Below are 21,318 nucleotides of genomic sequence, written 5' to 3'. Positions count from 1 at the left end.
TGCCCATGTCTTCGACCATGCGAGGATCATCAGGAAGCCCCATGCCCGAATTCACGGAAAAGCCCTCCACGCTCAATCTTCTGGCGCTGATCCTGCTGATTCCGGCGGGGATCTATCTCGCGCGGACGGGGATCGGACTCTCCGTGGCTCTGGCGGTTCTGGGGGCGGCTCAGGGCTTCGCGATGAAGCTGAATCGGCGGAGGCTCCATTTCGGAATCTCCTGCGCGATTCTGCTCTGGATCGCCGCGACGGCGCTCTGGGCGCTGATCCGGCTCTTCGGCGGCGGAGGCTTCCCCCCTCTGCTGCTCACGGCGATCTTCACCGCCGTGCCCGCCGTCTGCGCTTGGTGGAGCTTCAAGGCCCTGCGGCCTTAAAATTCTTCATAGACCGCCGGGTCTTGCCCCTTGAGCCGCCCGTCCGGCCGCCCGAGCGCCGTGATCGCGGCCATCTCCGCCTCCGACAGCGCGAAATCGAAGATCGCGAGATTCTCCGCCTGCCGGGCCCGCGATCCCGCTTTGGGCAAAGGCAGAGCGCCCAATTGCGCCTGCCAGCGCAAGACGATTTGTCCGGGGCTTTTGCCATGGGCCTCGGCGATGCGCAGGAGGGTCGGATCTCCCAGACTCCCCCCGCGCCCCAGCGGCGACCAGGATTCCGTGACGATCCCGCGCGCCTTGTCGGCGGCCCGCTGCTCGGCCTGAGGAAAGGCGGGGTGCAATTCGATCTGATTGACGCTCGGCGCGACGCCCGTCTCGGAGATGAGCGCGTCGAGATGCTCCGGCAGGAAGTTCGACACGCCGACGGAACGGATCCAGCCCCGGCTTTTCGCCTCCAGCAGAGCCCGCCAAGCCTCGACGTAAAGCCCCTGCTTGGGGTTCGGCCAATGGATCAGATAGAGGTCGTAATAATCCAGCCCCGCCCGCCAGAGCGATTCCTCGACCGTGTTCAGAGCCTCCTGATAGCGCTGGCGGCGCCCCGGCAGCTTGGAGGCGATCCGCAGATCCGCGCGCGGCAAGCCGCTCCGCCGGAGGGCCTCGCCCACCGCGCCCTCGTTTTCGTAGTTGAAGGCGGAATCGATCAGCCGATAGCCGACCTCCAGAGCCGAAACCACGGCCTCCACCCCCGCCGATCCGCGCAAAGGATAGGTTCCGAAGCCGACGGCCGGGAGGGTCGTTCCGTCATTAAGCGTGAGTTCGGGAATGGCGGACATGCGCGGCCTCCTGCATGAAAAAACCCGCCCGGAGCTTATCCGGGCGGGCCTGTCTCCACATCCTGAAATCTTCAGCGGTTCTCGACCTGGCTGACGTCGCGCACGGCGCCTTTGGCGGCGTTGGTGGTCATGGCGGCGTAGGCCCGGAGCGCGGGAGTCACATTGCGCTTGCGGGGCGCGGCGGGCTTCCAGGCTTCTTTGCCCTTGGCCTCCATGGCGGCGCGGCGACGCGCGATCTCGGCTTCCGGCAGATCCAGCTTGATGGTCCGGTTCGGAATGTCGATGAGGATCGGGTCGCCCGTCTCCACCAAGGCGATGAGTCCGCCCTCCGCCGCCTCCGGCGAGACATGGCCGATGGAGAGGCCGGAGGTGCCGCCCGAAAAGCGCCCGTCGGTCAGCAGAGCGCAGGCTTTGCCGAGGCCCTTCGACTTCAGATAGCTCGTCGGATAGAGCATTTCCTGCATGCCGGGTCCGCCCTTGGGGCCCTCATAGCGGATGACCACCACGTCGCCCGCCTTGACCTGATTGCTCAGGATGCCCGAAACGGCGGCGTCCTGACTTTCATAGACCCGCGCCACGCCGTTGAAGACGAGGATGGAATCGTCCACGCCCGCCGTCTTCACGATGCAGCCTTCCGGGGCGATGTTCCCGAAGAGCACCGCAAGACCGCCGTCCTTGGAGAAAGGATGCTCCACCGAGCGGATCACGCCCTTCTCGCGGTCGGTGTCGAGATCCTCCCAGCGCGCCGACTGGCTGAAGGCGGTCTGAGTCGGCACGCCGCCCGGCGCCGCGCGGAAGAATTCGCGGACCTGCTCGTCATTGGTGCGCCCGACGTCCCAATGGTTCAGCGCCTCGCCGAGGGTCTTGGCGTGGACGGTCGGGCGGGTGGAGTCGATGAGTCCGCCGCGCTCCAGCTCGCCGAGGATCGACATGATGCCGCCCGCGCGATGGACGTCCTCCATATGCACGTCGCTTTTCGCCGGCGCCACCTTGCAGAGGCAGGGCACCCGGCGCGACAGACGGTCGATGTCGTTCATGGTGAAGTCGACGCCGCCCTCTTGGGCCGCCGCCAGCAGATGCAGCACGGTGTTCGTCGAGCCGCCCATGGCGATGTCGAGGCTCATGGCGTTCTCGAAAGCCTCGAAGGTGGCGATGCCGCGCGGCAGAGCGGTGGGGTCGCCCTCCTCATACCAGCGCCGCGCCAGCTTCACGACGAGCCGCCCGGCTTCGAGGAAGAGCTTTTCGCGGTCGGAATGGGTGGCCAGCGTCGAGCCGTTGCCGGGCAGCGAAAGCCCCAAAGCCTCGGTGAGGCAGTTCATGGAATTGGCGGTGAACATGCCCGAGCAGGAGCCGCAGGTGGGGCAGGCCGAACGCTCGACGGCCTTGACCTCTTCGTCGCTATAACTGTCGTCGGCGGCGACGACCATGGCGTCCACCAGATCAAGGGCGCGCTCTTTGCCCTTGACGATCACCTTGCCCGCCTCCATCGGCCCGCCCGAGACGAAGACGCTCGGGATGTTCAGCCGCATCGAGGCCATGAGCATGCCCGGCGTGATCTTATCGCAATTGGAGATGCAGACCATGGCGTCGGCGCAATGGGCGTTGACCATATATTCCACGGCGTCGGCGATCAGCTCGCGCGAGGGCAGCGAATAGAGCATGCCGTCATGGCCCATGGCGATTCCGTCGTCGACCGCGATGGTGTTGAACTCCTTGGCGACGCCGCCCGCCGCTTCGATCTCGCGCGCGACGAGCTGCCCCAGATCCTTCAGATGGACGTGTCCCGGCACGAATTGCGTGAAGCTGTTGACCACGGCGATGATGGGCTTGCCGAAGTCGGAATCCTTCATGCCGGTGGCGCGCCAGAGTCCCCGGGCGCCGGCCATGTTGCGGCCATGAGTCGTCGTTCTGGAGCGATAGGTGGGCATCTCGAACCTCCCTGAGTGAAGCCGCAGGGGTATCCCTTTTTGGGGATATTGTGAAATATATCATTCGGACGCTATTCAGTCGCTGGAGATATAAGTGATCGAGCCCCGTCGCCTGAGGCATTTCGCGGTCCTCGCCGAGACGCTGCATTTCGGCCGCGCGGCGGAGCGGCTCGGCATGACGCAGCCCCCCTTGAGCCAGTCGATTCAGGCGCTGGAGGCGGAATTGGGCGCGCCGCTGTTCCAGCGCACCCGGCGCAGCGTGGCTCTGACGCCTTTCGGGGAAAGCTGGCTTCCGCATGTGCGGGCGGCTCTGGCGGCGGTCGAGGCTCTGCCGGAGGCGGCGCGGCGTCTGCGCGACGGCGAGGCGGGGCGTCTGGCGCTGAGCTTCATCGGCACGGCGGTCTACAGCGCGCTGCCGAGGCTGGTGCAGGCTTACGCCGCGCGCTTCCCGGATGTGGAGATCGCTTTGACCGAGGCGACGAGCGACGTGCAGATCTCGGCGCTTCTGGCGGGCGAAGGCCATGCGGGGCTGATCGTGGCCCCGCCTTCGGGGGGCTTGCCGAAGGCTCTGGATTATCTGCCGCTGCTTTCAGAGCCTCTCGTCGCGGCGGTTCCGGAGGCTTGGGGCGACGGGGATCGGCCGCTCGCGCCGGAGGCGGCGATCAAGGCGCCTTTGATCCTCTTTCCGCGCCCGGCGGCTCCGGCCTTTCACGACCTCGTGACGGGCTGGCTGCGCGCCCATGGCGGCGAGGCGAAGGTGGCTCAGGAGGCGACCCAGATGCAGACCATCGTGAGTCTGGTCTCGGCGGGTCTGGGCTTCGCGCTGGTCCCGGCCTCGCTGCGGAATCTGGCGCGGACGGGCGCGCGCTACCGCGATTTGCGCGGCGCCGCGCCGATTCTGGAGACGGGCCTCGTCTGGCGCCGCGCCGAGACCGCCCCCACTCTGCGCGGCTTTCTGGAGGTCGCGCGGGAGGCGGCTCAGCCGAGCGGCGTGAAGGAGAAACTGAAGCCGTAGGTCACGAGCTTCAGCGCCGGGACCATCCGCGCGGCGGAGACGGCCCGCGCGTCGTAATCCGGCGCGACGAGGATTCCCCGCAGGGCTCCGCCCTCCTCCTCCTGAAGGTCGCCCATATAGGCGAGGATCTGCGCCACGGCGTCGCGCGGGGCCTTCACGGCCTTCAGCTCGATCACGACCAGAGCGCCGGAGGCGTCGCGCGCGAGGATGTCGATGCGCCCTGAGGCCACGCTGCGCTCCGCCCCGCCGTCGACGATGGTCAGGCCGGGCTCAAGCTGCGCGATGGAGCGGCGCAAAGCCGCCTGAAGATCGCGCTCCATGGAGAAGGTTTGCTCGGTTTCAGCCGAATCCGCGGCCTCTACCGGCGCCATCTCAAGCTCTTCTTGTTCGAAACTTTCAAGAGAGCGCCGGAAGACGTCGTATTTATTCAGCGCGGATCGCAGGGTGCTCAGGCCAGAGCTGGAATCTCCATTGATGACGATGCGCGAGGCGTTTCCCCCTCTCGCAGCGTCATAACTCAATTCGCTTATCAGAAAGCCGCAGCGATCCCGATCATAGTGAACGTCGATATCGCCGTAAGCGACCTGAATGCGCCGGAGATGCGAGAGCTGGTTCGACCTGACCTTCGAATTGACGCTCTGCGTGATCAGCCAAGCCTCATATCGCCGTTCATCCACCCTTCGTCACTCCCATTCGATGGTGCCGGGGGGCTTGGAGGTCACGTCATAGACCACGCGGTTGATGCCGTTCACCTCATTGATGATCCGCGTGGCGCAGCGCCCGAGGAAATTCATGTCATAGGGGAAGAAATCGGCGGTCATGCCGTCCACAGAGGTCACGGCCCGCAAAGCGCAGACGGAATCATAGGTCCGCCCGTCGCCCATCACCCCGACCGTCCGCACCGGCAGCAACACCGCGAAAGCCTGCCAGATCTTGTCATAGAGCCCCGCCTTGCGGATCTCGTCGAGGTAAATGGCGTCGGCGGCGCGCAGGATGTCGGCCTTCTCGCGCGAGACCTCGCCGGGAATGCGGATCGCGAGGCCCGGCCCCGGGAAGGGATGGCGTCCCACGAAGCGATCCGGCAGGCCCAGCACCCGGCCCAAAGCCCGCACCTCGTCCTTGAAGAGTTCGCGCAGAGGCTCGACGAGCTTCATGTTCATCCGCGCCGGAAGCCCGCCCACGTTGTGATGCGACTTGATCGTGACCGAAGGTCCGCCGCTGAAGCTCACGCTTTCGATGACGTCGGGATAGAGCGTGCCCTGCGCGAGGTAATCCGCGCCGCCGATCTCCTTGGCCTTCTCCTCGAAGATGTCGATGAAGAGCTTGCCGATGATCTTGCGCTTTTTCTCGGGATCGCTGACGCCCGCCAGCTCCGAGAAGAAGCGCTCGCCTTCGTCGGCGTGGATCAGCGGAATATTGAAGTGGTCGCGGAAGAGCCCGACCACCTCGTCGGCCTCGCCCATGCGCATGAGTCCGGTGTCCACGAAGACGCAGGTGAGCTGATCCCCGATGGCGCGATGGATCAGCGCCGCCGCCACCGCCGAATCCACGCCGCCCGAGAGCGCGCAGAGCACCCGGCCCTCGCCCACCTGAGCCCGGATCTTGGCCACGGCCTCGTCGAGATAGGCGCCCATGGACCAATCGCTTTTCAACCCGGCGATCTTATGGACGAAATTCGCCAGCAGCTTGCCGCCGTCCGGGGTGTGGACGACCTCGGGATGGAACATGGTGGTGTAATAGCGGCGCTTCTCATCCACCGCGATGGCGAAGGGCGCGTTTTCGGAGGTTCCCACCACCTCGAAGCCTTCGGGCGCGCGGGTCACGCGGTCGCCGTGGCTCATCCAGACGGGATAGGCGCCCCCGACCTCCCAGAAGCCCTCGAACAAGGGCGAATTCTTGAGGATCTTCACGTCGGCGCGGCCGAATTCGCGGGCGTGCCCGCCCTCGACCTTGCCGCCGAGCTGCGTGGCGAGGGTCTGTTGTCCGTAGCAGATGGCGAGGATCGGCACGCCCGAATCGAAGACCGCCTGAGGCGCGCGGGGGCTGCCCGGCTCCAGCACCGAGGCCGGACCTCCTGAGAAGATCACCGCCTGAGGCGCCATGCGGGCGAAGGCTTCGTCCGCCGACTGGAAGGGCGCGATCTCGCAATAGACCCCCGCCTCACGGACGCGGCGGGCGATGAGCTGCGTCACCTGAGAGCCGAAATCGATGATGAGGACGGATTCGGCCATGGAATAAGCTCCTGAAGCGCGCGAAGGGATGATGCAGCGCCTTCTAGAGGCTCAGGCTTCCGGCGTCAAAGCGCTTGAGGCTCCCCCGCTTCGTCGCGGCGCCGGTGAGGGCCGTAAAGCGCCGCGATTCCGAGCGTCAGGCCGGAGACCGTGGCGATCATCCCCGCCGCGCTGACCGAATCCTCGCCTCCGAGCCACAGCGGCCCATATCCGGCCAGCACATAGCCCAGAACCGCCGCGAAGACCGCGAAAGCCAGACTCAGCCAGACTTGCGTCGCCAGCCGGTCGGTCATGAGCCGCGCCGTGGCGGGCGGACAGACCAGCATGGCGATGACGATGATCGAGCCCACCGCGTCGAAGGCCGCGACGCAGGCCGCCGCCGCCGCCAGCACCAGCCCGAAAGAGACCATGCGCACCGGAATCCCGAGGCTGCGGGCGAATCCCTCGTCGAAGGTGGAGATCTTGAGCGGCCGCCAGAAGATCAGCGTCAGCAGCCCCATGAGCCCCGCCACGGCCGCCATGCGCGGCAATTCCTCCGGCAGGGTCGCCAGAGCTTTCGGGTCGGTCAGCGAGGCCCAGCCCGAGCTGCGCAGCCAGATCAGGCTTTCCAGATTGCCGTAAAGCGCGTGCTGAACGTCGAGATGGACGTTGCCGAGGCTCGCCCGCTCCAGCAGCAGCACGCCGAGCGCGAAGAGCGTCGTGAAGACCACGCCCATGGCCGCGCCGGGCTCCACCCGCCCGATCCGCCGCACCAGCTCGATCAAAACCGCCGAGACCGCCGCCGCGCCCAGAGCCCCGAGCAGCATCGGCCAGGTCGAGACCGAGCCGGTCAGCAGAAAGGCGACCACGATTCCCGGCAACACCACATGGCTGATGGCGTCGCCGATCATGGCTTGTCGGCGCAGCAGCAGGAAATTCCCCGGCAGAGCGCAGGCCATGGCCGCCAGAGCCCCGATCAGCAAAGGCGCCAGACTGAAGCGCACGAAATCCTCGCCCATCATGCGGAAACTCCTCTCACCAGACTCCATTCGTCGGGCGTGAGCGCCGCGCGCAGAGGCGTCGCGCCGTCGTCGCGGCCCGCCAGAGCCTCGGGCGGCAGAATCTCGCGCGCCCGCGCCCAGAGGCTTTCGTCTTCGGCGGCCTCGCGGGCGGCTGCGCGGCCCGAATCCGTCGCCTCGCCCGCCGCCGAGAGGAATCCCGCCCGCCGCAACTCCCGCGCGGCCTCGGCGGAGGGCCTCCGCCCTTGCGCCAGATCCAGCAGGCCCGCCCGCAGCTTCAGCCGCCGCCCGAAGCCCCGCCGCGCGCTCCAGAGCGCCAGAGCGCCGCGTCCCGGCGCGAAGATCATTGAAACGAGGAAGATCGCCGCCGCCGTCAGCACCACCATCGGCCCGGTGGGCAGCCTCGGGGCTATGGCCGAGAGCGCCGTCCCGAGATAGCCGGAGACTCCGCCGATCAGCCCGGCGCCCCAGACCACCCGCCCGACGCGATCCGTCCAGAAGCGAGCGGCGGCGGCGGGCAGAATCAGCATGGCCACCGCCAGCACCAGCCCGACGATCTTCAGCCCCACCACCATGATTCCGCCCGCCAGCGCCATCATGGCGAGGTCGATTCTCTGAACCTTCACCCCCGAGGCGGCGGCGTATTCCGGATCAAAGGCGACGAGCGTCATCGGCCTCCGGAGCAGCAAGGTCGCGCCCAGAGCGATCAGCCCGCCCACGAGGATGGTCAGAGCGTCGGCGCGGAGCATCCCCGCCGTCGAGCCGAGGAGGAAGCTCTCCAGCCCGGCCTTGCGTCCGAAGGGCAGAGTCTGGATCACGGTCATCAGCACCACGCCGAAGCCGAAGAAGCTGGCGAGCACCGCGCCGATGGCGGCGTCTTCGGTCAGGCGCGTGCGGCGCGTCAGCCAGTCCACCGCCAGCAGCCCGAGCGCCGCCGAGATCGCCGAACCGAGCATCAGCCCGAGCAATCCGCGCCCTTCGCCGCCGAGCGCCGCCATGAGCAGAAAGGCCAGAGCCAGCCCCGGCAAAGTCGCATGGGCCATGGCGTCGCTGACCAGCGCCCTTTTGCGCAGCACGAGGAAAGCGCCGCTCGCGCCCGCCGCCAGCCCGAACATCCCCGCGCCGAGGGTCGCCAGCATGGCGTTATGGCCGAGTCGCAGAGTCAGCGCCTGAAGCAAGATCTCCATGGCTCAGCCGCCCGCCCCGCCCGGCGCCCCAAAAGCCGCAAGCTGGGCCTCGGTGAGCCGCCCGCCATAGGTGCGCTGGAGATCGCCGACGGTCAGAACCTCGCGGATCGGCCCCTCGGCGATCTTGCGCAGATTGAGCAGCAAGGCGTAGTCGAAATACTCCCGCGCCGTGGCGAGGTCGTGATGGACGCAGACCACCGTGCGTCCTTCAGCCTGAAGCCCCTTGAGCACTTCGACGATGGCGCGCTCGGTGGCGGCGTCCACGCCCGCGAAAGGCTCGTCCAGCAAATAGAGATCGGCGTTCTGCGCCAGAGCCCGCGCCAGAAAGACGCGCTGCTGCTGTCCGCCCGAAAGCCGCCCGATCTGACGATCCGCGAAATCCGCCATGCCGACCCGCTCCAGAGCCGCCAGAGCCCGGCGCTTATGTTCGCCGCGGAAACGGCCCATCAGGCCAAGCTCGCGGTAAAGCCCCATGCTCACGACGTCCAAAGCCTGAGTCGGGAAGTCCCAATCCACGCTGGCGCGCTGCGGCACATAGGCGAAGCGGCCGTAAGCCTGATCCACGGGTTTTCCGAAGATCTCGACCTCTCCGGCGATCTTGGGCGCCAGCCCGAGCGCCGCCTTGAGGAAGGTGGATTTCCCCGCGCCGTTGGGTCCGATCACGGCGATCATGCGTCCGGGCGGGAAAATCGCGTCCACGCCGATCAGCGCGGGCTTGACGCCATAGGAGACGCTCAGGCCCCGCGCCGCCAGAGGCGCCGGCCCGAGGCTCGGCGTCCCGACTTGCGCGCGGGCGAAATCCTCTTGTCGCGCGGCGAGGTTCATGGCGCTCCCTTTCCGGCGCGGGCGGCTTCCTGAGCCGCGATCTGCGCTTGGGCTTCGCCGCCCAGAGCCTGCACGACGGTCGCGAGATTATGGTCGATCATGCCGGGATAGGTCCCTTCATAGGTTCCCGCCTCGCCCATGGCGTCGGAGAAGAGTTCGCCCCCCACCGCGACCCGATGGCCGCGCGCGGCGGCGCCCTCGATCAGCGCGCGCAGATTGCGGTCGGAGACGGAGGATTCCACGAAGACCGCCCCGATCCCCTTCGAGACCAGAAGCTCAACCAGATCCCCCACCCGCTTCAAACCCGCCTCGGATTCGGTCGAGATCCCCTGAACGCCCTCCACCTCGAAGCCGTAGGCGGCGCCGAAATAGCCGAAGGCGTCATGGGCCGTGACCAGCACGCGGCGCTCCGGCGGCACGGAGGCGACGGCCTCCCGCGCGCGGGCGTCGAGGGCGGCCAACTGCGCCGCATAGGCTTCGGCGTTGACGGCGAAGACGGAGCAATCCGCCGGACGCAGCGCGCACATCTGATCGCGGATTCCCGGCAGGATCCCCGCCCAGAGCCCGGCGTCCATCCAGACATGCGGATCATAGGCCGCAGAGCCGCCCGCTTCTTCATGGGCCCTCAGGCGGTCTTTCGGCAGAGCCTCGGCCACGGGGAAGGAGGCTCCGGTCTCGCCCAATTCCTCCAGAAGCCCGCGCATCTGGGCTTCGAGGTTCAGCCCATGCCAGAGCACCAGATCCGCCCGCGCCAGAGCCGTGACGTCGCTGCGCGTGGCCCGATAGCCATGCGGATCGACGCCCGGCCCCATCAGCGCCCGCACCTCGGCCCGCGCGCCGCCCAGAGCCCGCGCCGCGTCGGCGATCATCCCCGTGGTGGCGACGACCTGAAGGGGGGCCTCCTGCGCAGAAGCGGAGGCCGCAAAACCCATCAGCGCCAGCCCCGCCGTCGCGCCCCGCATGGCCGTCCTCATCATCCGCCTCCTCCTTCGCCTCCGCCCCGGCCCGCCCTCCCGGAGCTTCGCCGTCTCTCAGCGAATCTATATGAGAATCATTCTCAATTCGTCAATGAAAATGAGAAGCATTCTCAATAAAAAGCCGGAGAGCGCCGCAAAAGGCCCCAAAGCGGGGCTCACCCCGCCCAAGTCCGCCCAAGCGCCCAAAGCCGGTCGATCATCTCCGGGGCTTCGTCGTAATGATGAAAGATCGCGTCGGGGGCGTAGGTCGCCACCGGGACGGGCGCGTAGCCGAAGCTGGTCAGCGCCACGGGAATCCCCACGGCGCGGGCGGTCTTGAGGTCGGTCTCCGTGTCGCCGAGGAGGATTCCGCGATCCGGCTCCACGCCCAGCCGCTCCAGAGTCTCGACGAGATGGCGCGGATCGGGCTTGCGCACGGGCAAGCTGTCGGCGCCGAGCAAAACGCCGAACCGCTCCCGCAGCCCAAGCGCCCGCATCAGGCTTTCGGCGAAACGCAGCGGCTTATTGGTGCAGATCCCGAGCCGCCAGCCTTGGGCCTCCAGATGGTCGAGCAGCGCCGTCACGCCGGGATAGACCGCCGAATCCACGGCGGTGCGGGCGGCGTAATGCTCCAGATAGCGCGGATAAAGCGCGTCCACTCCGGCCTCCGTCAGATCGATTCCGGCCAGCTCATGCCCCACCTTGATCAGCGAGCGCCCGCCCCGCCCCGAGGCCGCCCGCCCCTGCTCCAGCGTCACGGGCGGCAGGCCCAGAACCGCGAGGAGGTCGTTCAGCGCCCCCACGAGATCGGGCGCGGTGTCGACGAGCGTGCCGTCGAGGTCGAAGATCACGGCGCGAGGGAGTTCAGAAGTCACGGGGCGGCTCCTCGGAGCGTTCTCCAGCGGAGCCCGCAGGGCTTCGCGTCGTGAAAACGCGTGAAATTCTAAGTCAGGTTCTTGCGATATTGCAGGAATCCCGAGCGTTCGGCGACCTGATCGTAAAGACGGCGCGCGGTCGCGTTGGCCTCATGGGTCAGCCAATAGACCCTCGGCGAGCCCGCCGCCCGCGCCGCCTCATACACGCCTTCGATCAGCGCCCGCGCGACGCCGCGTCCCCGCGCCTCCGGAGCGGTGAAGAGGTCTTGCAGATAGCAGACCGGGGCGATCATCCAAGTGTTGCGGTGGTAGATGTAATGCGTGAAGCCGAGCGGCGCGCCCAAAGGCCCCGCGGCCAGCCCATGGACCGGCTCGGCGGGGTCGAAGAGCCGCGACCAGAGGACGCGCGTAATCTCCTCCGAAGGGTTCGGATTGGCGTAAAAGGCGTTATAGGCGGTCCAAAGCTCCCGCCAGCGGGCGAAATCCTCTTCGGCCAAAGGCCGGACCTGCGGCGCCTGCATGAGCCTCTCCCTGTGATTCGCGAAAGGCGGGCTTGCCTCCCATGGGCGCCAAGGCCTAAAACCGCAGCGGAGCGGGCGCAAGCCGCCTCTCCCGCCGTTCTCCATCCCCCCGCAGGCCTTCCCCGCCGAGGGACCACCCAAGGGATTCCGCCATGTCCGAGGACCGCCCCGCGCCCGCCGCCCATCCTTCCGCCGCTCTTCCGCCGCCTGAGACGGTGATCGTCTCTGCTCATCGCGTGGCCTGCGACGGCCCCGGCGGGCCTCTGGGCCATCCGCGCGTCTGGCTGGAGATCGGCGCGCGCGGCTGGGCGGATTGCCCCTATTGCGACCGCCGTTTCCAGCTCGACGCGGCGCATTGACGCTTCGCGCCGAGGATGCGGCGGGGAGGCCGGGCTTGCGTCCGGCCCCTTTCGCCCTTTATGACCTCCAGCCCCTCCGGAGAGCCCTCTCCGGATCGCGCCCGCCCCATCCGCCCCCAATTCCGCCCTGCGCAGGAGTCCCCCCATGTCCTGGACCGACGAACGAGTCGAGCAGCTCAAAGCGCTCTGGCATGAAGGCGCCAGCGCCAGCCAGATCGCCAAGCAGCTTGGCGGCGTCTCGCGCAACGCCGTGATCGGCAAGGTGCACCGCCTCGGGTTGTCCAACCGCGTGGAGAAAGGCGAGGGGCTCGCCGAGCCGGAGGCCGCCGAGGCCGCCCCCGCGCCCGAAGCCGCCGCCGAGACCGCCCGCGCCGCCGAAACCGCCCGCGCCGCCGATCCGGTCGAGGAGGAGGATCTCGACGAGCTGGAGGACGAAGACGAGGAGGAGATCGAGGAGGTCGCCGCGCCTCAGGTGGATCTCGCCAGCCTTGAGAAGAAGGCCCGCCGCCTCTCGCTGCTGGAGCTGACCGAGCGGACCTGCAAATGGCCCATCGGCGACCCCAATCACGACGACTTCCATTTCTGCGGCCTGCCCTCGGCGGCGGGAAAGCCCTATTGCGCGGCCCATACTCTGGCGGCCTATCAGCCGATGTCCAACCGCCGCGACCGCAATCGTCCGCCCAAGATGCTGACCGTCAGCTCATAGTCGGATAAGCTTATGCTTTTGACGCGCTGCGAAATGCGCTAACTTCGCCTCTCGGGCCCATCGGACCAGAGAGGCGAAGCATGAACACCATCAGCTTACGGGCGGGCGGGCTGCTGACCGGCGCGCGAGACCCGGCCGAAGTCTTTTGGGCGGATCTGCGCGCCGAAGCCGAGGCCGCCGCCCGCGCCGAGCCGCTCATGGCGGCGGCGCTGCATGGCGCGATCCTCGCCCACGCCTCCTTGAGCGAGGCGCTGATCCACCGCATCGCCGGAAAGCTGGCCGCGCCGGAGCTTCCGGCTCTGGCTCTGGCCGAGATCGCCGCGACGGCCCACCGGGCGGATCCGGGGCTCGCCACGGCGGCCCGCGAGGACGTGCTCGCGGTGAAGGCCCGCGACCCCGCCTGCGAGCGGCTGTTTCAGCCGCTGATGTATTTCAAGGGCTATCTGGCGCTGCAATCCCATCGCATCGCGCATTGGCATTGGCGCCAAGGCGCGCGCGAGGCGGCGCGCTTCCTTCAGATGCGGCAATCCGAGGTCTTCGGCGTGGACATCCATCCGGCGGCGCGAATCGGGCGGCGGGTGATGTTCGACCACGCCACCGGCGTGGTGATCGGCGAGACCGCCGTGATCGGCGACGACGTGTCCATTCTCCATGGCGTGACCCTCGGCGGCACCGGCAAGGAGACCGGCGACCGCCATCCGAAGATCGGCTCCGGCGTGATGATCGGCGCGGGGGCTTCGGTGCTGGGCAACATCCGAATCGGCGAATGCTCGCGGATCGGGGCGGGCTCGGTGGTGCTCGCCGACGTGCCGCCGCGCAAAAGCGTGGTCGGAGCCCCCGCCCGCATCGTCGGAGACGCGGGCTGCGATTGTCCCGCCAAGCAGATGGACCAGCGATTCGCCTTTCAAGGCGAGGGAATCTGAAGCCTGATCCGCCTCCTGATCCGCCTCCTGATCCGACGTGGGGGGGGCCGAGCCTTCCGCGTCCCTTCCGCGTCGCGCGCGCGTCATTCTTCATGCATACGACTATAAGCCGCTTGCGCGGCGCCCGTCCTTGGGGCTATCCAACCCCGGCCTGACGCAGCACCGCGTCCCCCGACCAGAGGTTGGACCTATTATGACCGACGCCACGACCGCCGCCGCTGCGGCGAAGCCCGAAACGCGCCCTGCGAACCCGCGTTTCTCCCCCGGCCCCACCACGAAATTCCCCGGCTGGAACATCAGCCTGCTCGAAGGCGCCGCCGTCGGTCGCTCGCATCGCTCCAAAGAGGGCAAGGCGCGCATCGAGGAAGTGATCACGCGCTCGAAGGCCATGCTCGGCATGCCCGCCGATTGGCGTCTTGCGATCATCGCCGGCTCGGATACGGGCGCGGTGGAATGCGCGCTCTGGAACCTCTTCGGCGCCCGCCCGGCTGAAATCCTCGTTTGGGAGAATTTCGGCAACGACTGGGCCACCGACGCGGTGAAAGAGCTCAAGATCGACGCCAAGGTCACCAAGGCCGCTTACGGCGACCTCCCCGACCTCTCGAAAGTCGATTTCACCCGCGACGTCTGCTTCACGTGGAACGGCACCACCTCGGGCGTGCGCGCCCCGCATGGCGACTGGATCCCGGACAACCGCGAGGGCCTCGTCCTCGCCGACGCCACTTCGGCGGCCTTCGCCATGGATCTGCCTTGGAACAAGCTCGACGTGGTCACCTGGTCCTGGCAGAAGGTGCTCGGCGGCGAAGCCCAGCACGGCATGATGGCCTTCGGCCCCCGCGTTCTGGAGCGCGTCAAGACCTATACGCCGGCTTGGCCCATTCCGAAGATCTACCGCATCCGCAAAGGCGACGGCCTCAACGAGGGCGTCTTCAAAGGCGAGACCCTCAACACCGTCTCGCTGCTGGCGGTCGAGGATCAGCTCGTGGCCCTTGATTGGGCGGAGAGCGTCGGCGGGCTCAAGGGCCTGATCTCGCGCGCCAACGCCAATTTCAACGCCTTCGACCGTTGGATCAAGCAATCCAACTGGGCCGAGTGGATGGCCAAGGATCCGGCGACCCGCTCGCCGACCTCGCTCTGCTTCCAGATCAAAGACCCGGTCTTCCTGAATCTGCCGGACGAAGAAGCCCGCTGGGAGTTCGTCAAGAAGATGACGAAGATTCTGGAGAAAGAGAACGCGGCCCTCGACATCGGCGGCTATCGCTCCGCGCCGGCTTCGCTGCGCGTCTGGGGCGGCGGCACCGTCGAGACCGCCGACATCGAGGCTCTGACGCCTTGGCTCGACTACGCCTTCGCGCAGGCCAAGGCCGAGACTCTCGCCGCCTGACCCTCCTCCCGTGATCGCAAGACGCCCTCCCGCGCCGCCCGAAGCGGCGCGGCGGGAGGCGCGTTTCTCAGAACGGCGCTCTCTGCGGCTGCGGCCGAGGCTTGGAGCGCTTTCCAGCGAAGCCGATCAGGCTTCGCGTCGTGAAAGCGCGACCCAACGAAAACTTAGAGCGCCTCATCCCCGAAATTCCGATTTAGAAGGCGCTTCGACATGACCGCTCCCAAGGTTCTCATCAGCGATTCCATGAGCAGCCAAGCCGTCGAGATCTTCCGCAACCGCGGCATCGACGTCACCGTCTCGCCCAAGCTCTCCCCCGACGAACTCAAGGCAGAGATCGGCAAATACGACGGCCTCGCCATCCGCTCCTCGACCAAAGCCACCGCCGATCTGCTCGCCGCCGCGACCAACCTCAAGGTGATCGGCCGCGCGGGCATCGGCGTGGACAACGTCGACGTCCCCGCCGCCACGGCGCGCGGCGTGGTGGTGATGAACACCCCCTTCGGCAACGCCGTCACCACCGCCGAGCACGCCATCGCCATGATCTTCGCCGTGGCGCGTCAGCTCCCCCTCGCCAACGCCTCGACTCAGGCGGGCAAATGGGAGAAGACCCGCTTCATGGGAACCGAGATCACCGGCAAGACCCTGGGTCTGATCGGCGCGGGCAACATCGGCTCCATCGTGGCGAGCCGCGCGCTCGGGCTGAAGATGAAGGTCGTGGCCTACGACCCCTTCCTCTCCGAGGAGCGCGCCGAGCGCCTTGGCGTGACCAAGGCCGATCTCGACACGGTGCTGGCTCAGGCCGATTTCCTGACGCTGCACGTGCCGATGAACGACCAGACCCGCAACATCGTCTCGGCCGAAGCGCTCGCCAAGATGAAGAAGGGCTCCTACGTCATCAACTGCGCCCGCGGCGGGCTGGTGGATGAAGTCGCCCTGCGCGAGGCTCTGTTGTCGGGCCATATCGCGGGCGCCGGCTTCGACGTCTTCTCGGTGGAGCCCGCCAAGGAGAACCCGCTCTTCGGCCTCGACAACGTGGTGGTGACGCCCCATCTCGGCGCCTCGACGACGGAGGCCCAAGAGAAGGTGGCCCTTCAGGTCGCCGAGCAGATGTCCGATTATCTGCTGGACGGCGCCATCACCAACGCCGTCAACGCCCCCTCGCTGACCGCCGAGGAAGCCCGCGTTCTGGCGCCCTATCTCGATCTGGCGCGTCGTCTGGGCTCCATGGCCGGACAGCTCACCGACGAAGAGGTCAAGGCCATCCGCGTGACCTATGAAGGCCACGCCGCCGAGGCCCCCGCCGCGCCGCTGACCCAGACCGTGGTTCAGGCCGTGCTGGGCGCCAAGATCGACTCGATCAACATGGTCAACGCCATGGAGGTCGCCAAGCAATATGGCGTGACCGTCGCCTCGACGAAATCCGAGGGCAACGGCGATTTCCAGACCCTGATCACCGTCGAGATCCAGACGCCCGACCGCACGCGCAGCCTCAAGGGCACGCTGGCCGGACGTCAGGCGCGCCTCGTCGAGGTCAAGGGCATCGCGCTGGAATCCACCCTGCGCGGGAACATGCTCTATGTGACCAATAAGGATCAGCCGGGCCTCGTGGGCGCTCTGGGCAATCTGCTGGCGGAGGCCAAGATCAACATCGCGAACTTCCACCTCGGGCGCATCTCCGAGGGCGGCGACGCCGTGGTGCTGGTCGAGGTGGACGCGCCGCTCGCGCCGGAGGTCATGGAGAAGATCCGCGGCCTGAAGCAGGTCACCCGCGCCGCCGCTTTGCGGTTTGACGCATGACCGGGATGCGGGTTCTGACTCTCGTCGGGGCGCCGCTCGCGCCGGAGGCCGCCTTGCAGGCGGCCTCTCTGCTGCGGGCGCAGGGCGCGGAGCTTGAGGCTCAGCGCGAACTCTCCGAAGGCGAGGCGGAGGACCTCCTCTTTCAGGGCGGTCCCGAAGACGACCGCGCCTTAGCCGAGGCCATCCGCGCGATCCTGCCGGGCGTGGACGTCGCGGTCCAGCCCGTGGAGGGCCGCCGCAAACGGCTGCTCGCCGCCGACATGGACAGCACCATGGTCACCGGCGAGACCATCGACGAACTCGCCGAAGCGGCGGGCGTAGGGCCTCAGGTGGCGGCGATCACGCAAGCCGCCATGCGCGGAGAGCTGGATTTCGAGCAGGCGCTGGATTCGCGTCTGGCGCAGATCAAGGGCTTGCCCGAGGCGATCCTTCAGCAGGTCTCGGATCGGCTGGTTCTGAGTCAGGGCGCGCGGGAGCTGGTCGCGGCCATGCGCTGGGGCGGGGCCTTCACGATGCTGGTCTCGGGAGGCTTCCACGGCCCCGCCGATGATTGCGGGCGTCGGCTGGGCTTCGACTTCGTGCGGGCGAATCGCCTGATCCGCGAGGAAGGCAGACTCACCGGCGCGGCCGAACGGCCTCTGGTGACGGGCGAGGTCAAGCTGGCGCTGCTCCAAGAGCGGGCGGCGGCTCTGGGGATCGGGCTGGAGGCCGCCATGGCCGTCGGCGACGGCTCCAACGACATCCCCATGCTTCAGGCGGCGGGACTCGGGATCGCCTATCGCGCCAAGCCCAAGACCCGCGCGGCGGCCCGCTTCGCCATCGACCACACCGATCTGCGCACGGCCTTGTTCTATCAGGGCTATGACGCCGAGGACATCGCCGAGGCGGTGGGTTAACCCACCGCCTTCCTCACCTCCGGCGCGACTTTAGTTCCGAAAATCTCGATGGCCTTCATGAGGTCGGCGTGGTCCAGCACGCCGATGGCCATTTGAATCAGGAAGCGGTCGAAGCCGAAGATCTCATGATGTTTGAGGATCTTATCGGTCAGCTCCGCCGGGCCGCCGACGAATTGCGCCCCCGTGGGGCCGGATTCGGCGTCGAATTTGGCGCGCGAGGTCGGCGGCCAGCCGCGTTCCCGCCCGATGCGGTTCATCACCTCCGCCTGAGCCGGATAGAAAACATCCGCCGCCTTCTGCGAGGTCTCCGCGACGAAGCCGTGGACGTTGATCGAGCGTTTGAGCTTGAAGGGGTCATGTCCCGCCTGAGCCGCCGCCCGCCGATGCAGCTCGAAGAGCGGCGCGAAACGGGCGGGCTCGCCGCCGATGATCGCCAGAGCCATGGGCAGGCCGAGGACTCCCGCGCGAATCGCCGATTGCGGCGTGCCGCCCACCGCGATCCAGAGCGGCAGGCTCTCCTGCTCGGGCCGCGGATAAATCCCGAGCCCCTGAATCGCCGTGGTGTGGGGGCCGCCCGGCCAATCCGCGCGCTCCGATTCGTTCAGCCGCATGAGCAGCGCGAGCTTCTCTTCAAACAGCGCGTCGTAATCGTTCAGGTCATAGCCGAAGAGCGGAAAGGACTCGATGAAGGAGCCCCGCCCCACCATGATCTCCGCGCGGCCGCCGCTCAGGCCGTCCAGCGTGGCGAATTGCTGATAGGCGCGCACGGGGTCTTCCGAGGACAGCACCGTCACGGCGCTGGTCAGGCGGATGTTCTTCGTGATCGTCGCCGCGCCCGCCAGAGCCGTCGCCGGGGCGGAGGAGGCGTAATCGGGGCGATGATGCTCGCCGAGGCCGAAGACGTCGAGCCCCGCCTCGTCGGCGAGCCGGATCTCCTCCATGAGGTTCCTCAGCCTTTGCGGATGCCCGATCTTCTCGCCCGTGACGGGATTGGTCCCGACGTCGGCGAAGGTGTAAAGGCCAAGCTCCATCCGGGGATCTCCTTGCAGGCTGCGGCGGGGCGGGAGAGGTTGCGGGAAAAGACCATGATCCGGCGCCAAAGGACAGCTTCAAAGCGGGCCTTTTCGGAAACACCCTGTCTCTCCAGCAAGTTCAAAGGAAGCAGCCGCCCCATGCGCAAGATCCTCCTCGCTGCCGTTCTGGCGGCCTCGGGCGCCGCGCCCCTCTTCGCCGAAACGCCCGTCCCTCAGGAGGCCGCGCCCGCCATGGCTGAAACGCCTTTCTCCGCTCCGGTTTCGGCGCCTTCCGTCAAGCCGCCCCATCTCATCGCGCTCTCGGGCTTCGAGAAGGGCGAGAAGTCGGATCATATGATGGCCTGGCTCGGACGCGGCCAAGAGACGGCGCGCTTCGTCGCCGCCGACGTCGAGGCCGAGATCTATCGTCAGACGCCGAAAGCGCAGGTGCTCTCCATCGAATGCGAGGCGGAGCCGGAGACCGAGCTCAGCCTTCTGCTCGAAGGCGAGCCCGGCGCCGAGGAGGACGGACGCGGCCTCGTCACGGGGATGGTCGCGACCTTCCCGCTGATCGTCACCCTGCGCGACGAGGCGGGCGCGATCTGGCGTCTGCGGACCTCCCTCGCCTATGACGCGCAGAATCTCCGCAAGCCCGCCGAGCGCAAGGTCGGCGCCGAATTCAAGGTTCTGGGCCATCGCAAGTTGTGAGTCGGAAACTTGACGGGGCGGGGCTTTTTCTGTAGAGCCTCCCCCTTAAAGACGCGCCGCCCTTCGGGGCGGCCTCTTTAATTTCGCTAATCACGTTCGCGCCCCTTGGGGGCGCCCCCCGCCGGACCGACCGCGACGGGCGGAAATTCTCGGAGGATCTCGCGATGTCCCGTCGCTGCGACTTGACCGGCCGCCGCCCGCAAGTGGGCCACAAGGTCAGCCATTCCAACATCAAGACCAAGCGCCGCTTCCTGCCCAATCTGGGCGTGGTCACGCTGACCAGCGAGACGCTGGGCCGCAGCTTCCGTCTGCGCATCACCCGCAACGCGCTGCGCAGCGTGGATCACCGCGGCGGCCTCGACGCCTATCTGATCAAATCGCGCGACGAAGAGCTGTCGCCCGAAGCCCTGCGCATCAAATATGAGATCGCCAAGGCCCGCGAAGTCGCCGTCGCGGCCTGATCCGCGCCCGGCTTCGGCTCTTCACGGCTTTCGACGCCGCTCCGCTCGGGGCGGCGTTTTCTTTTACGCCTGAGCCCCAAAAGCCCTCTGAAGCCCGCCTTTTGCGGAAAACCGCCGGAAATGACGCAAAATTCACGTCTCCACTCCCTTACGCCCCCTTGCGGCGGGCGGCGGGCGCGGTCCATATCCATGCGGTCCGGGGGCGGCGCGAGCCGCCTGCGGACGCGTTCGCCCAAGAGCGCGAAGCCGCGCCGGACGGAACGCCGAGACGAGCAGATATGAAAATGGAGCCAGCGGAGCACCCATGATCAGACAGTTTCTTATGGCGGGTTCGGTCCTCGCCCTTCTGAGCGGCCCGAGCTTCGCTCAGGACGCGGCCGCCCCCACGGCGGAAGCGACGCAGGCGGCCGTCGACGAGGCGCTGAAGACCTTCACCGGCGACAGCGTCGTCGCCACCGCCGATGGTCATGAGATCAAGCTTGGAGATCTGGCTCTGGCCTTCTCCGGCCTGAACCCGCAGCTCTCCGCGCTCTCGCCCGACGAGGTTTACGCGGGGCTCAAGGACCAGATCGTCACCGAGACGCTGCTGGCCGCCGCCGCCGACAAGGCCAAGCTCGGCGACGAGCCCGAGACCAAGCGCCGCCTCGAAGCCGTGCGCCGCGCGACCCTCGCCGAGACCTACATCGCCCGCGAGATCGACAATCGCCTGACCGACGAGGCCGTCAAGGCCGAGTACGACAAAGAGATCGGCGCCGCCCCGGTTCAGGAGGAGGTGCGCGCCAGCCACATTCTCGTCGAGACCGAGGAGGAGGCCAAGGCCGTCGTCGAGCGCCTCGCCAAAGAGGACTTCGCCGAAGTCGCCAAGGCCGAATCCACCGATAAGGGTTCGGGCGCCGAGGGCGGAGATCTGGGCTGGTTCACCGCCGAGGTCATGGTCCCGGAATTCTCCGAAGCCGCCTTCAAGCTGGAGAAGGGCGCGACCTCCGCGCCGGTGAAGTCTCAGTTCGGCTGGCACGTCATCCGTCTTGACGATCGCCGCGAAGTCGAGAAGCCGAGCCTCGAGCAGGTCGGCGGCTTCATCCGTCAGCGCCTCGCGCAGAAATTCGCGGGCGAGATCATCGAGGAGCTGCGCGGCGCCGCCGAAGTGAAGGACGCCGAGCCTCAGCCGCCCGCCGCCATTCTGCGCGCGCAGGAGCTCTTCCAGAAATAATCCGGCGCGAGCCGCAGGGATCTCAGGAAGCCCCGGCCTCGCGCCGGGGCTTTCGTTTTCGGGCCTCCGGGCGCTTTGACGCAAAGCCCGTTTGCCCTCAGACTGCGCCGCGATTCGC

22 protein-coding genes are annotated in these 21,318 nt (G+C 67.6%); 11 read left to right on the top strand and 11 right to left on the bottom strand.

The window, feature by feature from the left end:
• The first annotated feature begins 41 nt into the window (after positions 1-41).
• Positions 42-374, top strand: coding sequence for a hypothetical protein (locus B161_RS0107825; protein WP_018632816.1), 333 nt, complete (start codon positions 42-44; stop codon positions 372-374).
• On the opposite strand, the gene B161_RS0107820 is transcribed toward B161_RS0107825, so the two are convergent.
• Both B161_RS0107820 and ilvD read right to left on the bottom strand, forming a co-directional pair.
• On the bottom strand, positions 371-1,207 hold the full coding sequence (locus B161_RS0107820) for an aldo/keto reductase (protein ID WP_018632815.1): 837 nt from the start codon (positions 1,205-1,207) through the stop codon (positions 371-373). The two genes, B161_RS0107825 and B161_RS0107820, sit on opposite strands and share 4 nt — an antisense overlap.
• A 71-nt stretch (positions 1,208-1,278) precedes the next feature.
• A complete protein-coding gene (gene ilvD, locus B161_RS0107815) occupies positions 1,279-3,135 on the bottom strand; it encodes a dihydroxy-acid dehydratase (RefSeq protein WP_018632814.1) in 1,857 nt (618 codons plus the stop codon).
• A 94-nt stretch (positions 3,136-3,229) separates the two neighbouring features.
• On the opposite strand from ilvD, the gene B161_RS0107810 reads away from it, so the two are divergent.
• Positions 3,230-4,150: a LysR family transcriptional regulator gene (locus tag B161_RS0107810; RefSeq protein WP_018632813.1), complete on the top strand. Its 921-nt coding sequence runs from the start codon at positions 3,230-3,232 to the stop codon at positions 4,148-4,150.
• Here B161_RS0107810 and B161_RS19820 read toward each other — a convergent pair.
• The 8 genes from B161_RS19820 to B161_RS0107770 form a co-directional block, all read right to left on the bottom strand.
• Positions 4,114-4,521: an endonuclease NucS domain-containing protein gene (locus B161_RS19820; RefSeq protein ID WP_205619235.1), complete on the bottom strand. Its 408-nt coding sequence runs from the start codon at positions 4,519-4,521 to the stop codon at positions 4,114-4,116. The genes B161_RS0107810 and B161_RS19820 overlap by 37 nt on opposite strands.
• A gap of 312 nt (positions 4,522-4,833) precedes the next feature.
• Positions 4,834-6,381, bottom strand: a complete 1,548-nt coding sequence (gene guaA / locus B161_RS0107800) for a glutamine-hydrolyzing GMP synthase (RefSeq protein WP_018632811.1) — start codon at positions 6,379-6,381, stop codon at positions 4,834-4,836.
• 65 nt (positions 6,382-6,446) lie between these two features.
• A complete protein-coding gene (locus B161_RS0107795) occupies positions 6,447-7,379 on the bottom strand; it encodes a metal ABC transporter permease (RefSeq protein WP_026310277.1) in 933 nt (310 codons plus the stop codon).
• The gene (locus B161_RS0107790) at positions 7,379-8,566 is read right to left on the bottom strand and encodes a metal ABC transporter permease (protein ID WP_018632809.1); all 1,188 of its coding nucleotides are present in this window, start codon (positions 8,564-8,566) and stop codon (positions 7,379-7,381) included. Before B161_RS0107790 ends, B161_RS0107795 begins: the two co-directional genes overlap by 1 nt.
• 3 nt (positions 8,567-8,569) lie before the next feature.
• The gene (locus tag B161_RS0107785; RefSeq protein WP_018632808.1) at positions 8,570-9,391 is read right to left on the bottom strand and encodes a metal ABC transporter ATP-binding protein; all 822 of its coding nucleotides are present in this window, start codon (positions 9,389-9,391) and stop codon (positions 8,570-8,572) included.
• Complete coding sequence (locus tag B161_RS0107780) at positions 9,388-10,368, bottom strand: metal ABC transporter solute-binding protein, Zn/Mn family (RefSeq protein ID WP_018632807.1); 981 nt, start codon at positions 10,366-10,368, stop codon at positions 9,388-9,390. The genes B161_RS0107785 and B161_RS0107780 overlap by 4 nt, the downstream gene beginning before the upstream one ends.
• Positions 10,369-10,523: 155 nt before the next feature.
• Positions 10,524-11,222, bottom strand: a complete 699-nt coding sequence (gene gph, locus B161_RS0107775) for a phosphoglycolate phosphatase (RefSeq protein WP_026310276.1) — start codon at positions 11,220-11,222, stop codon at positions 10,524-10,526.
• Positions 11,223-11,290: 68 nt separating this feature from the next.
• Entirely contained in the window at positions 11,291-11,743 is a 453-nt protein-coding gene (locus B161_RS0107770; protein ID WP_018632805.1) for a GNAT family N-acetyltransferase, read from the bottom strand.
• A gap of 152 nt (positions 11,744-11,895) precedes the next feature.
• On the opposite strand from B161_RS0107770, the gene B161_RS0107765 reads away from it, so the two are divergent.
• The 6 genes from B161_RS0107765 (at position 11,896) to serB (ending at position 17,808) form a co-directional block, all read left to right on the top strand.
• Positions 11,896-12,102: a zinc-finger domain-containing protein gene (locus tag B161_RS0107765; protein WP_018632804.1), complete on the top strand. Its 207-nt coding sequence runs from the start codon at positions 11,896-11,898 to the stop codon at positions 12,100-12,102.
• Positions 12,103-12,247: 145 nt separating this feature from the next.
• Positions 12,248-12,808, top strand: a complete 561-nt coding sequence (locus B161_RS0107760; RefSeq protein ID WP_018632803.1) for a GcrA family cell cycle regulator — start codon at positions 12,248-12,250, stop codon at positions 12,806-12,808.
• An 80-nt stretch (positions 12,809-12,888) separates the two neighbouring features.
• Entirely contained in the window at positions 12,889-13,731 is an 843-nt protein-coding gene (gene cysE, locus B161_RS0107755; protein ID WP_018632802.1) for a serine O-acetyltransferase, read from the top strand.
• A gap of 193 nt (positions 13,732-13,924) precedes the next feature.
• Positions 13,925-15,115, top strand: a complete 1,191-nt coding sequence (locus B161_RS0107750; RefSeq protein WP_018632801.1) for a phosphoserine transaminase — start codon at positions 13,925-13,927, stop codon at positions 15,113-15,115.
• A 210-nt stretch (positions 15,116-15,325) separates the two neighbouring features.
• Positions 15,326-16,912 carry a phosphoglycerate dehydrogenase gene (gene serA / locus B161_RS0107745; RefSeq protein WP_018632800.1) on the top strand — a complete coding sequence of 529 codons (1,587 nt, stop codon included), beginning with the start codon at positions 15,326-15,328 and terminating at the stop codon, positions 16,910-16,912.
• Entirely contained in the window at positions 16,909-17,808 is a 900-nt protein-coding gene (gene serB, locus B161_RS0107740; protein WP_018632799.1) for a phosphoserine phosphatase SerB, read from the top strand. Before serA ends, serB begins: the two co-directional genes overlap by 4 nt.
• Here the strand turns inward: serB and B161_RS0107735 are convergent.
• Positions 17,805-18,839, bottom strand: coding sequence for an LLM class flavin-dependent oxidoreductase (locus B161_RS0107735; RefSeq protein ID WP_018632798.1), 1,035 nt, complete (start codon positions 18,837-18,839; stop codon positions 17,805-17,807). The two genes, serB and B161_RS0107735, sit on opposite strands and share 4 nt — an antisense overlap.
• Before the next feature lie 141 nt (positions 18,840-18,980).
• On the opposite strand from B161_RS0107735, the gene B161_RS0107730 reads away from it, so the two are divergent.
• The 3 genes from B161_RS0107730 (at position 18,981) to B161_RS0107720 (ending at position 21,200) form a co-directional block, all read left to right on the top strand.
• Positions 18,981-19,529, top strand: a complete 549-nt coding sequence (locus tag B161_RS0107730; RefSeq protein WP_018632797.1) for a hypothetical protein — start codon at positions 18,981-18,983, stop codon at positions 19,527-19,529.
• A gap of 164 nt (positions 19,530-19,693) precedes the next feature.
• Entirely contained in the window at positions 19,694-19,990 is a 297-nt protein-coding gene (gene rpmB / locus B161_RS0107725) for a 50S ribosomal protein L28 (protein WP_018632796.1), read from the top strand.
• Positions 19,991-20,294: 304 nt separating this feature from the next.
• Complete coding sequence (locus B161_RS0107720; RefSeq protein WP_026310273.1) at positions 20,295-21,200, top strand: peptidylprolyl isomerase; 906 nt, start codon at positions 20,295-20,297, stop codon at positions 21,198-21,200.
• The last annotated feature ends 118 nt before the right edge of the window (positions 21,201-21,318 follow it).

Source organism: Neomegalonema perideroedes DSM 15528, assembly GCF_000374145.1.
Lineage (GTDB): Bacteria > Pseudomonadota > Alphaproteobacteria > Rhodobacterales > Rhodobacteraceae > Neomegalonema > Neomegalonema perideroedes.
The sequence above is the reverse complement of the archived record's forward strand: the minus strand, read 5'-3'. Positions and strand labels throughout refer to the sequence as shown.

Excerpts from the sequence above, each read along its gene's own strand:
- B161_RS0107825 (WP_018632816.1), top strand. The coding sequence starts at position 42 with ATGCCCGAATTCACGGAAAAGCCCTCCACGCTCAATCTTCTGGCGCTG.
- B161_RS0107820 (WP_018632815.1), bottom strand. The coding sequence starts at position 1,207 with ATGTCCGCCATTCCCGAACTCACGCTTAATGACGGAACGACCCTCCCG.
- ilvD (WP_018632814.1), bottom strand. The coding sequence starts at position 3,135 with ATGCCCACCTATCGCTCCAGAACGACGACTCATGGCCGCAACATGGCC.
- B161_RS19820 (WP_205619235.1), bottom strand. The coding sequence starts at position 4,521 with ATGGCGCCGGTAGAGGCCGCGGATTCGGCTGAAACCGAGCAAACCTTC.
- guaA (WP_018632811.1), bottom strand. The coding sequence starts at position 6,381 with ATGGCCGAATCCGTCCTCATCATCGATTTCGGCTCTCAGGTGACGCAG.
- B161_RS0107795 (WP_026310277.1), bottom strand. The coding sequence starts at position 7,379 with ATGGGCGAGGATTTCGTGCGCTTCAGTCTGGCGCCTTTGCTGATCGGG.
- B161_RS0107790 (WP_018632809.1), bottom strand. The coding sequence starts at position 8,566 with ATGGAGATCTTGCTTCAGGCGCTGACTCTGCGACTCGGCCATAACGCC.
- B161_RS0107785 (WP_018632808.1), bottom strand. The coding sequence starts at position 9,391 with ATGAACCTCGCCGCGCGACAAGAGGATTTCGCCCGCGCGCAAGTCGGG.
- B161_RS0107780 (WP_018632807.1), bottom strand. The coding sequence starts at position 10,368 with ATGATGAGGACGGCCATGCGGGGCGCGACGGCGGGGCTGGCGCTGATG.
- B161_RS0107770 (WP_018632805.1), bottom strand. The coding sequence starts at position 11,743 with ATGCAGGCGCCGCAGGTCCGGCCTTTGGCCGAAGAGGATTTCGCCCGC.
- B161_RS0107765 (WP_018632804.1), top strand. The coding sequence starts at position 11,896 with ATGTCCGAGGACCGCCCCGCGCCCGCCGCCCATCCTTCCGCCGCTCTT.
- B161_RS0107760 (WP_018632803.1), top strand. The coding sequence starts at position 12,248 with ATGTCCTGGACCGACGAACGAGTCGAGCAGCTCAAAGCGCTCTGGCAT.
- cysE (WP_018632802.1), top strand. The coding sequence starts at position 12,889 with ATGAACACCATCAGCTTACGGGCGGGCGGGCTGCTGACCGGCGCGCGA.
- B161_RS0107750 (WP_018632801.1), top strand. The coding sequence starts at position 13,925 with ATGACCGACGCCACGACCGCCGCCGCTGCGGCGAAGCCCGAAACGCGC.
- serA (WP_018632800.1), top strand. The coding sequence starts at position 15,326 with ATGACCGCTCCCAAGGTTCTCATCAGCGATTCCATGAGCAGCCAAGCC.
- serB (WP_018632799.1), top strand. The coding sequence starts at position 16,909 with ATGACCGGGATGCGGGTTCTGACTCTCGTCGGGGCGCCGCTCGCGCCG.
- B161_RS0107735 (WP_018632798.1), bottom strand. The coding sequence starts at position 18,839 with ATGGAGCTTGGCCTTTACACCTTCGCCGACGTCGGGACCAATCCCGTC.
- B161_RS0107730 (WP_018632797.1), top strand. The coding sequence starts at position 18,981 with ATGCGCAAGATCCTCCTCGCTGCCGTTCTGGCGGCCTCGGGCGCCGCG.
- rpmB (WP_018632796.1), top strand. The coding sequence starts at position 19,694 with ATGTCCCGTCGCTGCGACTTGACCGGCCGCCGCCCGCAAGTGGGCCAC.
- B161_RS0107720 (WP_026310273.1), top strand. The coding sequence starts at position 20,295 with ATGATCAGACAGTTTCTTATGGCGGGTTCGGTCCTCGCCCTTCTGAGC.